Source organism: Staphylococcus pettenkoferi (assembly GCF_002902685.1).
GTDB lineage: Bacteria > Bacillota > Bacilli > Staphylococcales > Staphylococcaceae > Staphylococcus > Staphylococcus pettenkoferi.
This window is the reverse complement of sequence record NZ_PPRN01000013.1, coordinates 82,666-96,452: the sequence shown is the minus strand read 5'-3', so window position 1 is coordinate 96,452 and position 13,787 is coordinate 82,666. Positions and strand designations below refer to the sequence as shown.

General features: G+C 39.7%; 14 protein-coding genes. 7 read left to right on the top strand and 7 right to left on the bottom strand.

Features of this window, described 5'->3' with window-relative positions; translation table 11 throughout:
- The first annotated feature begins 398 nt into the window (after positions 1-398).
- The gene (locus tag CD126_RS02880; RefSeq protein WP_103370002.1) at positions 399-1,163 is read left to right on the top strand and encodes a CHAP domain-containing protein; all 765 of its coding nucleotides are present in this window, start codon (positions 399-401) and stop codon (positions 1,161-1,163) included.
- A 567-nt stretch (positions 1,164-1,730) separates the two neighbouring features.
- Here the strand turns inward: CD126_RS02880 and nhaC are convergent.
- Together nhaC and CD126_RS02870 are read right to left on the bottom strand one after the other, a co-directional pair.
- Complete coding sequence (nhaC, locus tag CD126_RS02875; RefSeq protein WP_103370001.1) at positions 1,731-3,149, bottom strand: Na+/H+ antiporter NhaC; 1,419 nt, start codon at positions 3,147-3,149, stop codon at positions 1,731-1,733.
- A 21-nt stretch (positions 3,150-3,170) separates the two neighbouring features.
- Positions 3,171-4,241: an NAD/NADP octopine/nopaline dehydrogenase family protein gene (locus tag CD126_RS02870; RefSeq protein WP_049407578.1), complete on the bottom strand. Its 1,071-nt coding sequence runs from the start codon at positions 4,239-4,241 to the stop codon at positions 3,171-3,173.
- 234 nt (positions 4,242-4,475) lie between these two features.
- On the opposite strand from CD126_RS02870, the gene CD126_RS12085 reads away from it, so the two are divergent.
- From CD126_RS12085 to CD126_RS02845, 6 genes are all read left to right on the top strand, one after another.
- The gene (locus tag CD126_RS12085; RefSeq protein ID WP_169931223.1) at positions 4,476-4,820 is read left to right on the top strand and encodes a hypothetical protein; all 345 of its coding nucleotides are present in this window, start codon (positions 4,476-4,478) and stop codon (positions 4,818-4,820) included.
- Positions 4,744-5,067, top strand: coding sequence for a magnetosome magnetite crystal formation protein family (locus tag CD126_RS12450; protein ID WP_169931227.1), 324 nt, complete (start codon positions 4,744-4,746; stop codon positions 5,065-5,067). The genes CD126_RS12085 and CD126_RS12450 overlap by 77 nt, the downstream gene beginning before the upstream one ends.
- A 49-nt stretch (positions 5,068-5,116) precedes the next feature.
- On the top strand, positions 5,117-5,665 hold the full coding sequence (locus CD126_RS12445) for a magnetosome magnetite crystal formation protein family (protein ID WP_103369999.1): 549 nt from the start codon (positions 5,117-5,119) through the stop codon (positions 5,663-5,665).
- Positions 5,666-5,820: 155 nt separating this feature from the next.
- The gene (locus CD126_RS02855) at positions 5,821-6,141 is read left to right on the top strand and encodes a DMT family transporter (protein ID WP_049407573.1); all 321 of its coding nucleotides are present in this window, start codon (positions 5,821-5,823) and stop codon (positions 6,139-6,141) included.
- Positions 6,141-6,455: a DMT family transporter gene (locus CD126_RS02850; protein ID WP_049407571.1), complete on the top strand. Its 315-nt coding sequence runs from the start codon at positions 6,141-6,143 to the stop codon at positions 6,453-6,455. Before CD126_RS02855 ends, CD126_RS02850 begins: the two co-directional genes overlap by 1 nt.
- Before the next feature lie 280 nt (positions 6,456-6,735).
- On the top strand, positions 6,736-7,695 hold the full coding sequence (locus CD126_RS02845; protein WP_002471300.1) for a 2-hydroxyacid dehydrogenase family protein: 960 nt from the start codon (positions 6,736-6,738) through the stop codon (positions 7,693-7,695).
- 71 nt (positions 7,696-7,766) lie between these two features.
- Here the strand turns inward: CD126_RS02845 and CD126_RS02840 are convergent, their stop codons facing one another.
- The 5 genes from CD126_RS02840 to fdhF all read right to left on the bottom strand — a co-directional run bounded on the left by CD126_RS02840 (position 7,767) and on the right by fdhF (position 13,720).
- Complete coding sequence (locus CD126_RS02840) at positions 7,767-8,891, bottom strand: FAD-dependent monooxygenase (protein WP_049407570.1); 1,125 nt, start codon at positions 8,889-8,891, stop codon at positions 7,767-7,769.
- Between the two features lie 124 nt (positions 8,892-9,015).
- Complete coding sequence (locus CD126_RS02835) at positions 9,016-9,792, bottom strand: N-acetylglucosaminidase (protein WP_103369998.1); 777 nt, start codon at positions 9,790-9,792, stop codon at positions 9,016-9,018.
- A 27-nt stretch (positions 9,793-9,819) separates the two neighbouring features.
- Positions 9,820-10,050, bottom strand: a complete 231-nt coding sequence (locus CD126_RS02830; RefSeq protein ID WP_002471329.1) for a hypothetical protein — start codon at positions 10,048-10,050, stop codon at positions 9,820-9,822.
- Positions 10,051-10,295: 245 nt separating this feature from the next.
- Positions 10,296-10,766: a helical membrane plugin domain-containing protein gene (locus CD126_RS02825; RefSeq protein WP_002471346.1), complete on the bottom strand. Its 471-nt coding sequence runs from the start codon at positions 10,764-10,766 to the stop codon at positions 10,296-10,298.
- On the bottom strand, positions 10,766-13,720 hold the full coding sequence (gene fdhF, locus CD126_RS02820) for a formate dehydrogenase subunit alpha (protein ID WP_049407565.1): 2,955 nt from the start codon (positions 13,718-13,720) through the stop codon (positions 10,766-10,768). The genes CD126_RS02825 and fdhF overlap by 1 nt, the downstream gene beginning before the upstream one ends.
- Positions 13,721-13,787: the final 67 nt, after the last annotated feature.

Genomic DNA, 13,787 nt, shown 5'->3' with positions numbered 1-13,787 from the left:
TTCTTACATATAAACGAACTTCCACTCTATAATGTCTACTCCGCCACTCAGTGTCCTGCAATATAAATATTCAGTTTTATTACAAATCTGTAATATTTCGAAATTCCTTGCTTGAAAGAGAAGTCTCATAAGTACTTTAGCTATCGCATTTCATTAGATAAAAATATTAATGAATTGACATTGTCTTTAAAAATAAATTGTTAGAGCTAAATTACAAATCGTTAACAAACCACACAAAAGCAATATTTTCTGGTAGAGTAGAACGCGTCAAAAAACTTTCACTTTGCAACTAAGTACAAATGAATTTATCGTCTGGGTTCTCGATCTTTTCAAGACGAAGATGGTAGTTCAACTTTATATAACAATACTTATTGGAATATTAGGAGGATATTTTTACAATGAAAAAAATCGCTACAGCTACAATCGCTACTGCAGGAATTGCTACATTTGCATTCGCACATAACGATGCGCATGCTGCCGAGGATCATCAAGGAGGATATAATCCTAACGACCCAACATCTTACGAGTACACATATTGGATAGATGCACAAGGCAACTACCACTACACTTGGAAAGGTAATTGGAATCCAAATCAAGTAGAAGATCAACAATCTTACGGAAACTTTGCTAACTACGGTTACGCTAATAATAACTATTCAGGCTATACTGCTAACAATAATTCAAGCTATGGTCATTACAGCAACTACAGTGCGCCATCTTACACAAGCTACCAAACTGGCGGACGTGGTGCAGCACCAACAACTTCTAGCCACAACGTACATGTAACAACTACAGCAGCACCATCAAGCTCTGCTAACTCTATCGCACGTACTTCTGGTTCATCTGCAAACTACTACACTGCTGGTCAATGTACTTATTACGTGTTTGATCGTGTAGGTGGTAAGATCGGTTCAACTTGGGGTAACGCGAACAACTGGGCTAACGCAGCAGCAGCTTCAGGTTACACTGTAAACAACCGCCCATCAGCAGGTGCCATCATGCAATCTTCAGCAGGTGCTTTCGGTCACGTAGCATACGTTGAAAGCGTGAACAGCAACGGTTCAATCCGTGTATCTGAAATGAACTATGGTCACGGTCCTGGTGTTGTTACTTCACGTACAATCTCAGCTAGCCAAGCAGCAAGCTACAACTTCATTCACTAATAGAGACATGTCTTTCAAGCTTTAGCCAATACTTCAGTGTTGGTTAAAGCTTTTTTTATTTTACAGCACTAATAAAATGATTTTGTTTAGAAAAAGGAAGATTGTTGAATGAAAACAAAATGTATTACGTTATGTTGATTGCTCGCCGACTTAGCGATGAGAATATATCGAAATTAAACATATTTCAACTACATACAAAAAACAGTTTTGCATTGCAAAATCGCTACAAAAACACAATACAAAACTGTCTCCAAATAGATAATAGAAGGATATTTAATTATTATCTACATGACGCGAGATGACTCGCTCTCCGTTATAGTAATACCACTACTTATATTACTATGTATCGTCATCTCAACGTCTCTACTACACTTTATCCTCTTACTACTATTTTAAACTTAAATACTGCAAATCTATTTAATTTTTTATATAACCTACACACCAGTCACTCATACCGTTAATTTCCGCAATTTCAATTTTGAAATTTGCCCATATTCTATAAAAAAGGATTGAAGTGAAATGCCCTCGCTTTCACCTCAATCCCTCATTCATTTCTATTTCATATTGTTATGCTTCGGAACCTTGTGAAGCCTTGTCTTGTTGTTTCACTTTTTTAATACCTATACCTGTAAAGCCGTAAATTAATGCGAAGACGATACAAAGGTAACATGGTATTGTCCAAATGAAGAATTGGTCGAATGACACACCCAATTGTTTAGTATAATAAATCCCGGATGTGCCCCACGGTATCAATGGAATAATCATCGTACCAGAATCCTCTAGTGTACGTGATAGGTTCGTACGGTCAAGATTCATTTTATTATACATATCCATCATTAAGACGCCGACCATGATGATCACGACGGAAGCCACACCTGCTGCAAGCACCATCATCAAACCGCCAATGACGGTCGCTAGGATGAGCTGACCGACAGAGTGAATGTTGCTAGAAATCTTGTGCAGAATCACATCTAGACAGCCCGAACGCTCCACGATACCTGCGAAAGCGTAACCACAGAAGATGGTCACGATGATCTCAGTCATACTCATCATGCCACCCTGCTCAATCAAGGTTGCTACTTTACTTGAAACATGGTCGTTACTGCTTACCATACCTTTAGTAAAGCCATCAAATGTTGCCTTGAAGCCATCGACGATATTAAAGCCATTGTTCGCCCATCCGATGATGATCGCGCTCAAACTTGAAATGAGCATCGCTGGAACGGTATCAAATTTAAGTAATAAGCAAGCGATAATAACGATGACCGGTACCCAAGTAAAGAAGTTGATGTGATAAATGGTACTCAGTTCATGTAGCATTTCGTTAATCTGTTTCGATCTCGCACTTCCGCCGAATTGACGGCCAGCAAAGAACCACACGATAAGTCCTACGATAGATGCAGGCACTGTCGTCCATACCATCGCTTTGATGTGCGCGAAGATATTAACTTTCGTCACTAAAGCGGCCAAGTTCGTCGTATCTGAAAGCGGAGACATTTTATCCCCAAAGACCGCGCCGGCAATAATTGCGCCAGCTGCCATACCTTCATGTATACCGAGTTGATGAGCAATCGCCATCAGGGCAATACCGCCAGTGGAAGCTGAGCCCCATGCGGTACCTGTGGCTACAGACGTCACTGCACAAATGACGAAGGCGGAGACGAGAAAGTAGTTAGGATTTAAAAATTCTAACCCGTAATAGATCAAAGCAGGCACTGTACCTGAATACATCCAACTACCGACGATAATCCCGACAGATAGAATGATGAAGATCGCTGGCATCGCCGTAGCTAGTCGCTTCGTAATCCCTTCTTCTAAATCTTTCCAATTCAATCCTACGCGTTTCGCGATAAATACTGCGTATGCAGATGATAATATCAATAATGCTTGTATTGGTATTTCAAACCCAACGAATCCTACGATGACAATGATCACCATGACGATGATCGTGGATAATGCTTCGAGTAACGTTGGTTGTCGCTTCATACACATCCCCCTCGTATTGAATTAGTCTAAGCCAAGTTTCTCTAGTCCAAGTTCTTCTACTGTTAGTCCTTCTTCAAAGAAATCCCGTTCTAGAATCGTTGAAGCAATGACAATAATCGCATCTATATTAGGCGTAGACACCCCTATTTCACGTCCTAAACTAGACCACAGTACGAGGCCGTATGCGATATCTTCAGTCAGATAACGATTCTTCACTTTGTTTGGGCCCGGAATATGTGAGAAGACCGGACTCGTGTTAAACAAGCGATTCAATGGTTCATCTTCATATTGTCGTTCAAGGTAACCACGTTCGATACGTGCTTCTTTCGCTGTAGACAATTCGAACCCGAGTTTACGTCCGAGTGAGAGACGTTCAAGCTCTACTGCATGAAGCAGGCGTACGGTATGTTTCGTAATCCCTTCTTCATACAATCTAAATTCGTCTGCATAATCGATACGTCCAACATTAAGTAGCGTTGGCCCTGGATGCACTTCAGGATTACCATTTTCTAGATTTGTCTTCATGAGACTTTCTTCCTTCACGATGTAAGGATAAATTGTTTCAATTTTATCAAAACTATCGCTTAAGTAATCCTTGTCGTAAGTTGAAAAATGAACTTTGCGCACATTTAATGACAGATCGACAAGCGCTTTGTCAAAGTTCACGCGCGTACCATATGTGAGCGTATTCGCTTCAGCAAACTTTGGCATCGTATCAATATGCATATCTTCAAGCACGTTGATAAAACGGATTGAACCCATAGCTGCAGCCATATTAAAGAAGATCAGCTGCTCGTTTGTGACAAATGGTGCCATCGTATAAGCATAGTGTTCTATAAATGATGAAGGAATAATCACTTGAACAACTTCAGCTCCTTCAAGTACGTATTCCATGTCATCACTAATATCAGTGAACTCTACAAACTGTTCGTCTCCTTCGTTATTAAAGGTAAAGCCACCTTCTTCAAAGGCTTTATCAAATTTATGTAGCGACTGATTTCGACAGTAGAGTCTCACTTGATGTCCTTTCGTGTACATATCGAGTGCAGCAGTCACTGCCCCGTTACCAGAACCTACAATTGCAATCTTCATGTATTATTCCCTTCTTTCTTTGTATATGGCAATAAAATATTTCACTATAGGTATTTACCTTTCTGACTTGAAGATTAAACCACCTATCTGATGTTGTTAGACATATGGGGTATTCTAACAACAAGTTCACCTCGACGTAAGTGCTTTCACAACATTTAACTTTCTAAATAGTTATACATAAATTCAGAGTCTTTTGGTATAGTTATAGTTACTACATCAGAAAGGGTGGCAACAATGACAGAACAACAAGAAACTTCGCTTCAGAACGAGACTGATCGGAGCAAGCCTGGTCAAAAAAATACCGGTCAAAGCAAGACTCAAAAACCTCAAACGCAACCTGATATTAAAGAACGACTCATAGGAGTAGGCCTTTACTTATCAATTCTTGTCTTCGGCTATATTGTGATGAAGATTTATAATAAACTGACTTATGTAGACACATCTTTAGATATGTACAAGAATTTTTTTCATCAGCATTATCATTGGTTTCTTTGTCGCTTTTGTGATTTCGTTAGTGCAATGGCTTTTCATTCGAAAGCAGTCAACTTTCGTCAATCAGATTGGAAAGGCTTACTTTAATTTTTGTATTTCGATAATCCTTTGGACCATTTTCATAACTTTAGCTTTAGGATTGGCACTTTTAGCCGTTGGTAAAGTAATCGATACTCAAGAATTAGAGCCGAGTATCTTTTTTATCATATTCTCTGCGCCAGTTTTTATGTTGTTTTTCGTGTTTTTATTTTTAATATTTTCACTTATCGGTGCAGTTATGGCTGGCTTTGGAAAAGTGTTTCACGTGCCCATGTCTTTTAAAATATTGAGATAATGTACGTTGAATCACAGCTATCAAAACAAATATAGAAAGGGAGTCATCGATGATAGAACAACAAGAAAGAGCTATATACACTGAATCTAGTCCAACTAAAGGCGAGAGACACATAGCCATGATATTTTATTTGCCAAATCTTATATTATCAATATTCATATTTCTATTAATGCTAGGTTTGTTTCAACTAATTATTCTATTCGGTAAGTATATCTTTGAATTTTTAAGCATTCTTATCACATGTATCGTTGTGCCTTATATTATTTGGTTAGTCCTATGGCTATATAAACGGAAAAATTCGAACTTTATTGATAATGTAGGTAGAGCCGTACTTAATTACACTCTCTCATTATTATTTTGGTGGGTAATCGTTATTTTAGCGTTTATAACGATAATATGGTTAATTTGTGACGCCCCAACCGACGAATACGCTCTAATGTGTATCACAATTGGAATCTTTGCAAGTATCATCATCATCGTTCCGATCATTGCAGTTTTAATATTAATCATATCGATATTCGGCATAGAGAGGACACTTCAAGGACAGTTTTTTCACGTCCCACTATCCTTTAAATATCTTAAATACAAAGAAGAATGATGATTATAATTTTTTGAACATCAACTCAATCTTTTACGCGTTTCGCCACATTCAAACGCTAAAGGTTGAGTTTTTCATTTTAACCAAAAGGGTTAAATTGCAGTTTGCATAGGAATTTGAGAAAATAGCAAAGTTGGAAGAAGGAGGTAATTAAGATGCAATGGTTAAAAGTCTTTGTAGCTGGCCTCGTTGAAATCATGTGGGTCACTAGTATGAATCATGCACATAATATACCAACGTGGATTGTAACGCTCATCTTAATTGCGTTAAGTTTCTATCTCATACTTTCAGCAAGTAAACACTTGCCTGTCGGTACTGCTTATACTGTCTTTGTCGGTATGGGCGCAATTGGTACAGTACTAGTCGACATCTTTATTCATGGCGATACCTTAAGTTTCAGTAAGGTCGTCCTTCTCATCTTACTCATCGTCGGCATATTAGGTCTTCAAATGACGACAGAACAGGAGGAATCATAATGGCTTGGATTTATTTAATGATTGCTGGTGTGTTCGAGATTATCGGGGTGATTATTCTCAACGAAATCAACCGCACTAAGAAGCAATCCTTAATCATCTTATTAGGTCTGGCCTTTATCTGCAGCTTCCTCATACTCAAGTTATCGATGTACGATATCCCAATGGGCACAGCTTATGCAATTTGGACAGGTATCGGTACATGTGGCGGTGCGATTATCGGTATGCTCTTTTATAACGAATCACGCAGCGCGAAACGCATTTCCTTTATTGCTTTAATCATTATAGCGGTTATAGGTTTAAAGCTCATTAATTAATGATAAATATATAGTAGAAGGCTTATTTTTTAGACTTTTCATCTACTCATGGTAAAAGTCAGTAGTGCAAACTTTCACTAGAGTCATTTTAAAAATAGCTAAAGTTAAAATGCATAAAAACGCTGCATCACACAGGTCGAACTATTATCACCAACTAAATGCATTACTATAATTACGCTACAAAATATATTTCTAAACCAAAAACGCTGTGAAACAATATAGATTTGTTTGTTTATTGAACAGGGTTTCGGTATACTTAACGATAAAGGAAGTGATTATAATGGTAAAAGTATATATCGCAGGAGCCATTCCTCAAGAAGGCTTAGATCTTCTCCAAGACCAAGGCTATGAGGTCGATGTTTACGATGGAGAAGGTATCATTGATCAAGAGACGTTGAAAGAAGGCGTGAAAGACGCTGATGTCTTAATCAGTTTATTGTCTACCAATGTAGATAAAGAAGTCATTGATGCAGGTAGTAACTTGAAGATTATCACTAACTATGGTGCTGGCTTTAACAACGTTGATGTAGATTATGCACGTGAAAAAGATATCGACGTTACCAATACGCCGAAAGCATCTACGGCTGCAACTGCTGAATTAACATTCGCACTTGTTCTAGCTTCAGCACGTCGTATTGTTGAAGGTGATCAATTATGCCGTACGAAAGGTTTCGACGGTTGGGCGCCCCTATTCTTCCGTGGACGTGAAGTTTCAGGTAAGACAATCGGTATTGTAGGTTTAGGTGAAATCGGTGGCGCTGTTGCCAAACGTGCGAAAGCATTCGATATGAATATTCTTTACACAGGTCCACATCAAAAACCTGAAAAAGAACGTGAAATTGGTGCGAAATATGTAGACTTCGATACACTCATCGAAAAATCTGATTTCGTGACAATTAATACAGCTTACAAACCAGAATTACACCATAGTTTCGATACAGAACAATTCAAGAAAATGAAATCTACAAGTTACCTCATTAACGCAGCACGTGGTCCTATCGTGAACGAGCAAGCATTAGTAGATGCATTGAAAGCGAAAGAAATCGAAGGTGCTGCACTAGACGTGTTCGAATTCGAACCAGAAATCAATGACGAGCTTAAATCACTTGATAACGTGGTCATTACACCGCACATCGGTAACGCGACATTCGAAGCACGTGATATGATGGCACGTATCGTTGCTAACGATGCGATTAGTAAGATGAATGGTGAAGAACCAAAATACGTAGTAAATAAATAATTGATTTCAAACGCTATTGAAATGATAAAAGACAGGTAAGGCTCAAGTCCCTTACCTGTCTTTTTGCATCTTTATTTCGCTTTACTTTTATACAAGAACTTCGTCTGACGTGCCCCGTAGGAATTTGGTAACAACTTCGCGATAAAGTTACGCACGGCTACCACGAACGGATTGGTATGCTGCGCGAGTTTACCAATCTTTCTAGAACGCTTAATTACTTTCGCAGTATGACCCACGCGCAACTTGTTATACCGCTTCAAGCTCTCATTAAAGTCATAGTGTTTAAAGCAGTTGGTTAACACGATTGCATCTTCCATCGCTTGACCTGCACCCTGTCCCATATTAGGTGTCGTCGCGTGCGCTGCGTCACCGAGCAGAATCGTACGTTGATAGACGAAATCGTTCAACGGTTTCAAATCGTACATATCGTGTTGTAAGATGCCAGTTTCACTTTGTTTGTCTAACACTTGGCGTACTTCATCTGGATAATGGTTAAAACGCGCTTGTAAATGTGGCTTACCATAAGCACTTAACGCCACGTCGCGCTCTTTCGCATTGATTGAAATGAACCAATATGCTTGGTTATTTAGAAGAGGAACGATGCCTACACGCCCTTTCGTACCCCAATATTCGCGCGCAATATGCGTGTCCTCAAGTTGAACATCTTCCACCATGCCGCGAAACACAGTATAACCTTGGTAATTCAATTTCGCTTTCGGTGCGACTGTCTCACGAATGATGGAATGAATGCCATCTGAACCAATACATAAATCGAACGTCTCTGGTTCTTGATTCGCAAAATGAAGCGTCACTTTCATATCGCTATTCTCCATTTTAGTAACACGGTGATTTGTATATATAGCGTAATCGGGTACGTATGAAGCAATCACATCGATAAGTGTTTGTCGTTTTAACGTGAGATTGACGCTATTCTTTTTCAACTCTACTGTTGAAAGTGGATGTTGTGCTTCATCGTAAATCGCCATTTGTTTAATAATTTGTCCCGCATTTTTAATCCCTTTAGCTAAATCATGATTGCCTAATTTATCTAAGACATTGTCACCTATACCGATACCGGCACCTAGCTCTTTGATTTCAGGCTCTTTTTCAAATACTTTAACCTCATGTCCTTGTTCATGAAACAGTGCTGCTGCAGTGAGGCCACCGATACCGGCGCCAACAATACCAATTTTCATATTCCAAACACCTCAATTAATATGTTCACTCACATTCTATCACAATCGCTCGCACAATTAGAGAGGGCAAAGCTATTTCGATTCACTATCTGCTGTAGCAACGCCCTCTCTGATATATCACTTATTACTTTTTATAGTAATCTTTATGAATATGATCTTTCTTTATCCCATATTTATCATAATATCTTGCCATCAACTGAGCAATGTTATCATCCCAATCAATATCACTGGCATACTGATTTGTACCAGGATTCTGAGGGTTCCAACGCATCTGATAAAGAGACAATTGATGGTGTTTAAAGTAATTGTAGCGAACGAAACGTGCACCACCAATAATTGCTTTACGTGGGGAAGTCCACTTCTCTTTCTTCGCATAACTATTACCATGCTTTAACGCATTCGCATCGAAAGCACCGATACCGAAGAAATTGTAGTAACGCTCGTGGCCTGACTTAAGTCCATGTGCAAGTTCAGATTGCCCGTTACCTGTTTCCACCAACGCGTGACTCACTAAATAAAGTGCGTTGACTTCGTATTTATCTTGCGCATCTAAGAAGGCTTGACCTTGCCCTTCGAGAACACCTTTACCTTTCAGTAGACGATTGACTTCACTTTTACTCAAAGGCACTTTCTCAGAGATATCCATGTGCTTTAGATTATGATGCTGACTATCTACGGCCATCGCTTCTTCAACATCTTTCTTCGATGCATTCACGAAGCGCCCGTCTTTCTCTTTCGTATTAATCACACCGTCACTTGTCTGCTTCTCTACCGCCTCGTCAAAGGTATGCATCTTACGGTGCTCAAACAATGATGTATCATAGATTACGAACAGTATCGCAAAGATGACGAGTAACCCAGCGGCAACGAGAAGTGTAGCTCGTTTCTTCATCCATTCCATCTTAACTCGCGCTCCTCTTCCCTTACTCTATTTCAGTACGAAGAATGCGACCATAATCGCAATCAACACAATCGCAAACGAAATATTGATGACGACCTTCATACCCGTACGATGTCTAAAGAAGACATTAAACATCACTAAACTAATCGCCAATGAGACGACGAACATCGTGATGGCCATAACGAGATTCTTCATGACGAGTAAGATGATGCCGATGACGAGAAAGATGTTAGAAATAATCGACAGTACTTTCATCATTTGTGGATTAATAGGTCTTCCCTCCCATTTCTACATTGATTATATTACTCAAATTGTACCATATCTCCTAACCTCTCGACGACGTTTATTCCTCGCTGTAGTAAAAGACTTGCTCACCGTCGACATAGAGAAAAGCTATCGGCAAGATGCTTCCTGCCGACAGCTTTCTACTAAATAGTATTGATTTAAGTTAACCCAACATTACATAAGCGCTTCTTATTCTATAGTGCAGTCACGTCCGCGACTTACTCTTCGCGAGACATACCTTTTAATAAGTTCAACATGTAAGTTAAACCGCGGTTAATTTCATCGTCACGCAACACTTTGAAAAGTCCAGTGATTGATGTCTTCTGATTAGGGTTAGCTGAGTTCGCCACACGTAACCCTCTGTTCACTTTATTAAGCACATGACTCAAATCGTTTACATCTAAGTCACCAAGTAAGAAGACGAGTGATGCCATGTTTGAAATTAAACCTGTATATTGTTCTTTATTTAACTCAGTCGCAAATTTATTCGCAATGACACCGCGACCTTTGACCATGCCAGATAAAGCATCTAAGATCTTCGCATCATCGAGCGCACTCACGAGATTAATCGCTTTAAGAATACTTTCTTTATTCTCGGAAATCGCTGATGTCACTTCTTCTAAGTTCTCTTGTTTCACTTGTTCCTTCGGTTTCTCGACACGTCTAATCTTAGTAATACGTTCTGCCATTATTGATCCACCTGACTTCCTGGGAATACGTAATCTTCACGATTCCATTTATTTTGCACTTGAACACTGTATTGTGGTTTGCGTTGTTTATTGACACGGAAGTTAGTTGGGTTCAATGGTGACTTACCTTTACGTGTCTTAATTTCCATACGACAACTTGTACGTTTGTAAGATGGTGTATCTGTATCTTTATCAACGTCACTGTTTGTCAATGCGTTAATTGCATTGATATCACCGTTTAACATCGCATTATTGTTCAACGGAATGTAAATTTGCTTACCTTTTACGCGATCAGTAATATGAACGACGAGTTCAGCTTCACCTGCATCAGAAATCAATTTGACCTCTGCACCTTCGTGTAAGCCACGGTCTTCAGCGAGTTCAGGAGATACTTCAACGAATGCGTTTGGCATCTTGTACTCTAAACCTTTCACGCGGTAAGTCATGTTACCTTCGTGGAAGTGTTCAAGAAGACGACCGTTGTTAACATGTAAGTCGTATTCTTCACTTTCTTTATAGAAGTTGTCGAATGTTAATGGGAAGAACTTCGCTTTTTTGTTCTCGAAGTTGAAGCCATTCATGTAAAGCGTTGGCTCGTCTGTACCATCTTCCGCTACTGGCCATTGTAAACTGTTGTAGCCTTCGAGGCGTTCGTAGTTCACACCAGAATATAGTGGTGTTAAACGTGCGATTTCATCCATGATTTGAGATGGGTGAGTGTAACCCCAATCGTAGCCCATTTCTTTCGCAATCGCTTGGATGATTTGCCAGTCAGGAAGTGAGTCTCCCTTAGGTTCAAGTCCTTGATAGATACGTTGGATACGACGTTCAGTATTAGTAAAAGTACCTGTCTTCTCTAACGCTGGACTTGCTGGTAATACAACATCCGCATATGTTGCTGTGAAAGTGAAGAAAGCATCTTGTACGACTAAGAAGTCTACTTTTTCTAAAGCAGCTTGAACAAAGTTAATGTTAGAGTCAACAATACCTGTATCTTCACCGTAAAGATATAAAGCATGGATTTCGTCGTTGTGAATACCTTCCATCATTTGGTGATTGTCGCGACCTGGTTCTGCAGGAATTTCTACGCCATATTCACGTTCGAATTTCGCACGAACCACGTCATCGTCCACTTTCTGATAACCAGGGAATTGGTCCGGCATACTACCCATATCACTACAACCTTGAACGTTGTTATGACCACGTAATGGGTAAGCGCCTGTACCTGGACGACGGTAGTTACCTGTAGTTAAGAGTAAGTTTGAAATTGCAGTAGATGTATCACTACCGATGTCTTGTTGTGTTACACCCATTGCCCAGCAGATTGATACAGATTCAGCCGCAATGACTTGTTCTGCAAAGTCGATTAAATCTTCTTTCGGAATGCCTGTTGTTTCTTCCGCAAATTCCATAGTGAAGTCTTCTAATGATTTGTAGTACTCATCGAAGTCGTCTACCCATTCATCGATAAACGCTTTGTCATGTTTATCTTGATCGATGATGTATTTCGTTACTGCAGATAACCATACAAGGTCAGTACCTGGCTTCGGTTGATAGAAGTTATCTGCACGTTGCGCCATTTCGTGTTTACGGATATCGAAGACGTTTAACGTGTTGTTAAATAACTTCTGACCACGTTTGATCTTAGAAGCGATAACTGGGTGTGCCTCTGCAGTATTTGTACCGATGAGCACAACCATGCTCGCACGCGCTAAGTCTGAGATTGAGCCAGAGTCCCCACCGTGACCTACAGTACGGAAGAGTCCTTTCGTCGCAGGTGCTTGGCAATAACGTGAACAGTTGTCGACGTTATTCGTACCTACAACTTGACGCGCTAATTTCTGCATTAAATAAGATTCTTCGTTTGTTGCTTTAGAAGAAGAAATGAATGATAAGTGACTTGCGCCTTTTTCATTCTTAATCTTAGTGAAGTTATCACTGATCACTTTAAGTGCTTCGTCCCACTCAACTTCAACAAATTCGTCACCTTTACGTACAAGTGGTTTCGTTAAGCGATCTTCAGAGTCTGTGTAATCCCAACCAAATTTACCTTTAACACAAGATGAAATTTGGTTCGCAGGTGATTCATGTTGAGGTTGAACTTTAAGGACTTCGCGACCTTTCGTCCAAACATCAAATGAGCAGCCTACACCGCAGTATGTACATACTGTCTTCGTCTTCTTGATACGTTCTTCACGCATCGCCGCTTCTGAGTCTGAAACTGCGAATAATGGACCATAGCCTGGTTCTGCCTTTTTAGTTAAATCAATCATAGCTGCTAATGAGCCTGGTTCTAAATCTGTCATGTAACCTGCGTTACCTTCCATGTTCACTTCCATCATCGCGTTACATGGACAAACTGTCGCACATTGACCACAGCCCACACAAGATGAGTCGTTAATTGAAACATCATTATCCCAAATTACACGTGGTTGTTGTCTTTCCCAGTCAATCGTTAACGTTTCATTAACTTGAACGTCCTGACACACCTCTACACAACGTCCGCAAAGGATACATTGGTTAGGATCATAACGGTAGAATGGGCCGTAATCTTTCTCATATGGTTTCTCTTTGTACTCGTATGTTTGATGCTCAAGACCCCACTGATCCATCGTATTATGTATTTCACAGTCGCCGTTATTATAGTCACATACTGTACAATACAATTGGTGTTTTTCTAAAATGCGATCGAGTGCTTCTTTCTGACTTGTTTGTACACGATCGTTCTGAGTATTGACCACCATTGGACGATCCACGATAGTGCTACACGCACGTTGAATTTCTCCGTCAATTTCAACTGTACACGTATCACATGTTTGGATTGGTCCCAATGATTCGTTATAACAAATCGAAGGCACAAATGTGTTCTGCGATTTGATGAATTCTAATAAGTTTGTTCCAGGTTCAACAAGATAATCTTTGCCATCTAGCGTGACAATCAAATGCTCTTGCATGCAATTCACCCCTAATATATATATTAATGCCCGTGTTATATCTGCTAAGCGTTGTCGATTCTCTTTT

Bases quoted from the DNA above. Each gene is read 5' to 3' on its own strand.
- CD126_RS02880 (WP_103370002.1), top strand. From the start codon at position 399: ATGAAAAAAATCGCTACAGCTACAATCGCTACTGCAGGAATTGCTACA.
- nhaC (WP_103370001.1), bottom strand. From the start codon at position 3,149: ATGAAGCGACAACCAACGTTACTCGAAGCATTATCCACGATCATCGTC.
- CD126_RS02870 (WP_049407578.1), bottom strand. From the start codon at position 4,241: ATGAAGATTGCAATTGTAGGTTCTGGTAACGGGGCAGTGACTGCTGCA.
- CD126_RS12085 (WP_169931223.1), top strand. From the start codon at position 4,476: ATGACAGAACAACAAGAAACTTCGCTTCAGAACGAGACTGATCGGAGC.
- CD126_RS12445 (WP_103369999.1), top strand. From the start codon at position 5,117: ATGATAGAACAACAAGAAAGAGCTATATACACTGAATCTAGTCCAACT.
- CD126_RS02855 (WP_049407573.1), top strand. From the start codon at position 5,821: ATGCAATGGTTAAAAGTCTTTGTAGCTGGCCTCGTTGAAATCATGTGG.
- CD126_RS02850 (WP_049407571.1), top strand. From the start codon at position 6,141: ATGGCTTGGATTTATTTAATGATTGCTGGTGTGTTCGAGATTATCGGG.
- CD126_RS02845 (WP_002471300.1), top strand. From the start codon at position 6,736: ATGGTAAAAGTATATATCGCAGGAGCCATTCCTCAAGAAGGCTTAGAT.
- CD126_RS02840 (WP_049407570.1), bottom strand. From the start codon at position 8,891: ATGAAAATTGGTATTGTTGGCGCCGGTATCGGTGGCCTCACTGCAGCA.
- CD126_RS02835 (WP_103369998.1), bottom strand. From the start codon at position 9,792: ATGGAATGGATGAAGAAACGAGCTACACTTCTCGTTGCCGCTGGGTTA.
- CD126_RS02830 (WP_002471329.1), bottom strand. From the start codon at position 10,050: ATGATGAAAGTACTGTCGATTATTTCTAACATCTTTCTCGTCATCGGC.
- CD126_RS02825 (WP_002471346.1), bottom strand. From the start codon at position 10,766: ATGGCAGAACGTATTACTAAGATTAGACGTGTCGAGAAACCGAAGGAA.
- fdhF (WP_049407565.1), bottom strand. From the start codon at position 13,720: ATGCAAGAGCATTTGATTGTCACGCTAGATGGCAAAGATTATCTTGTT.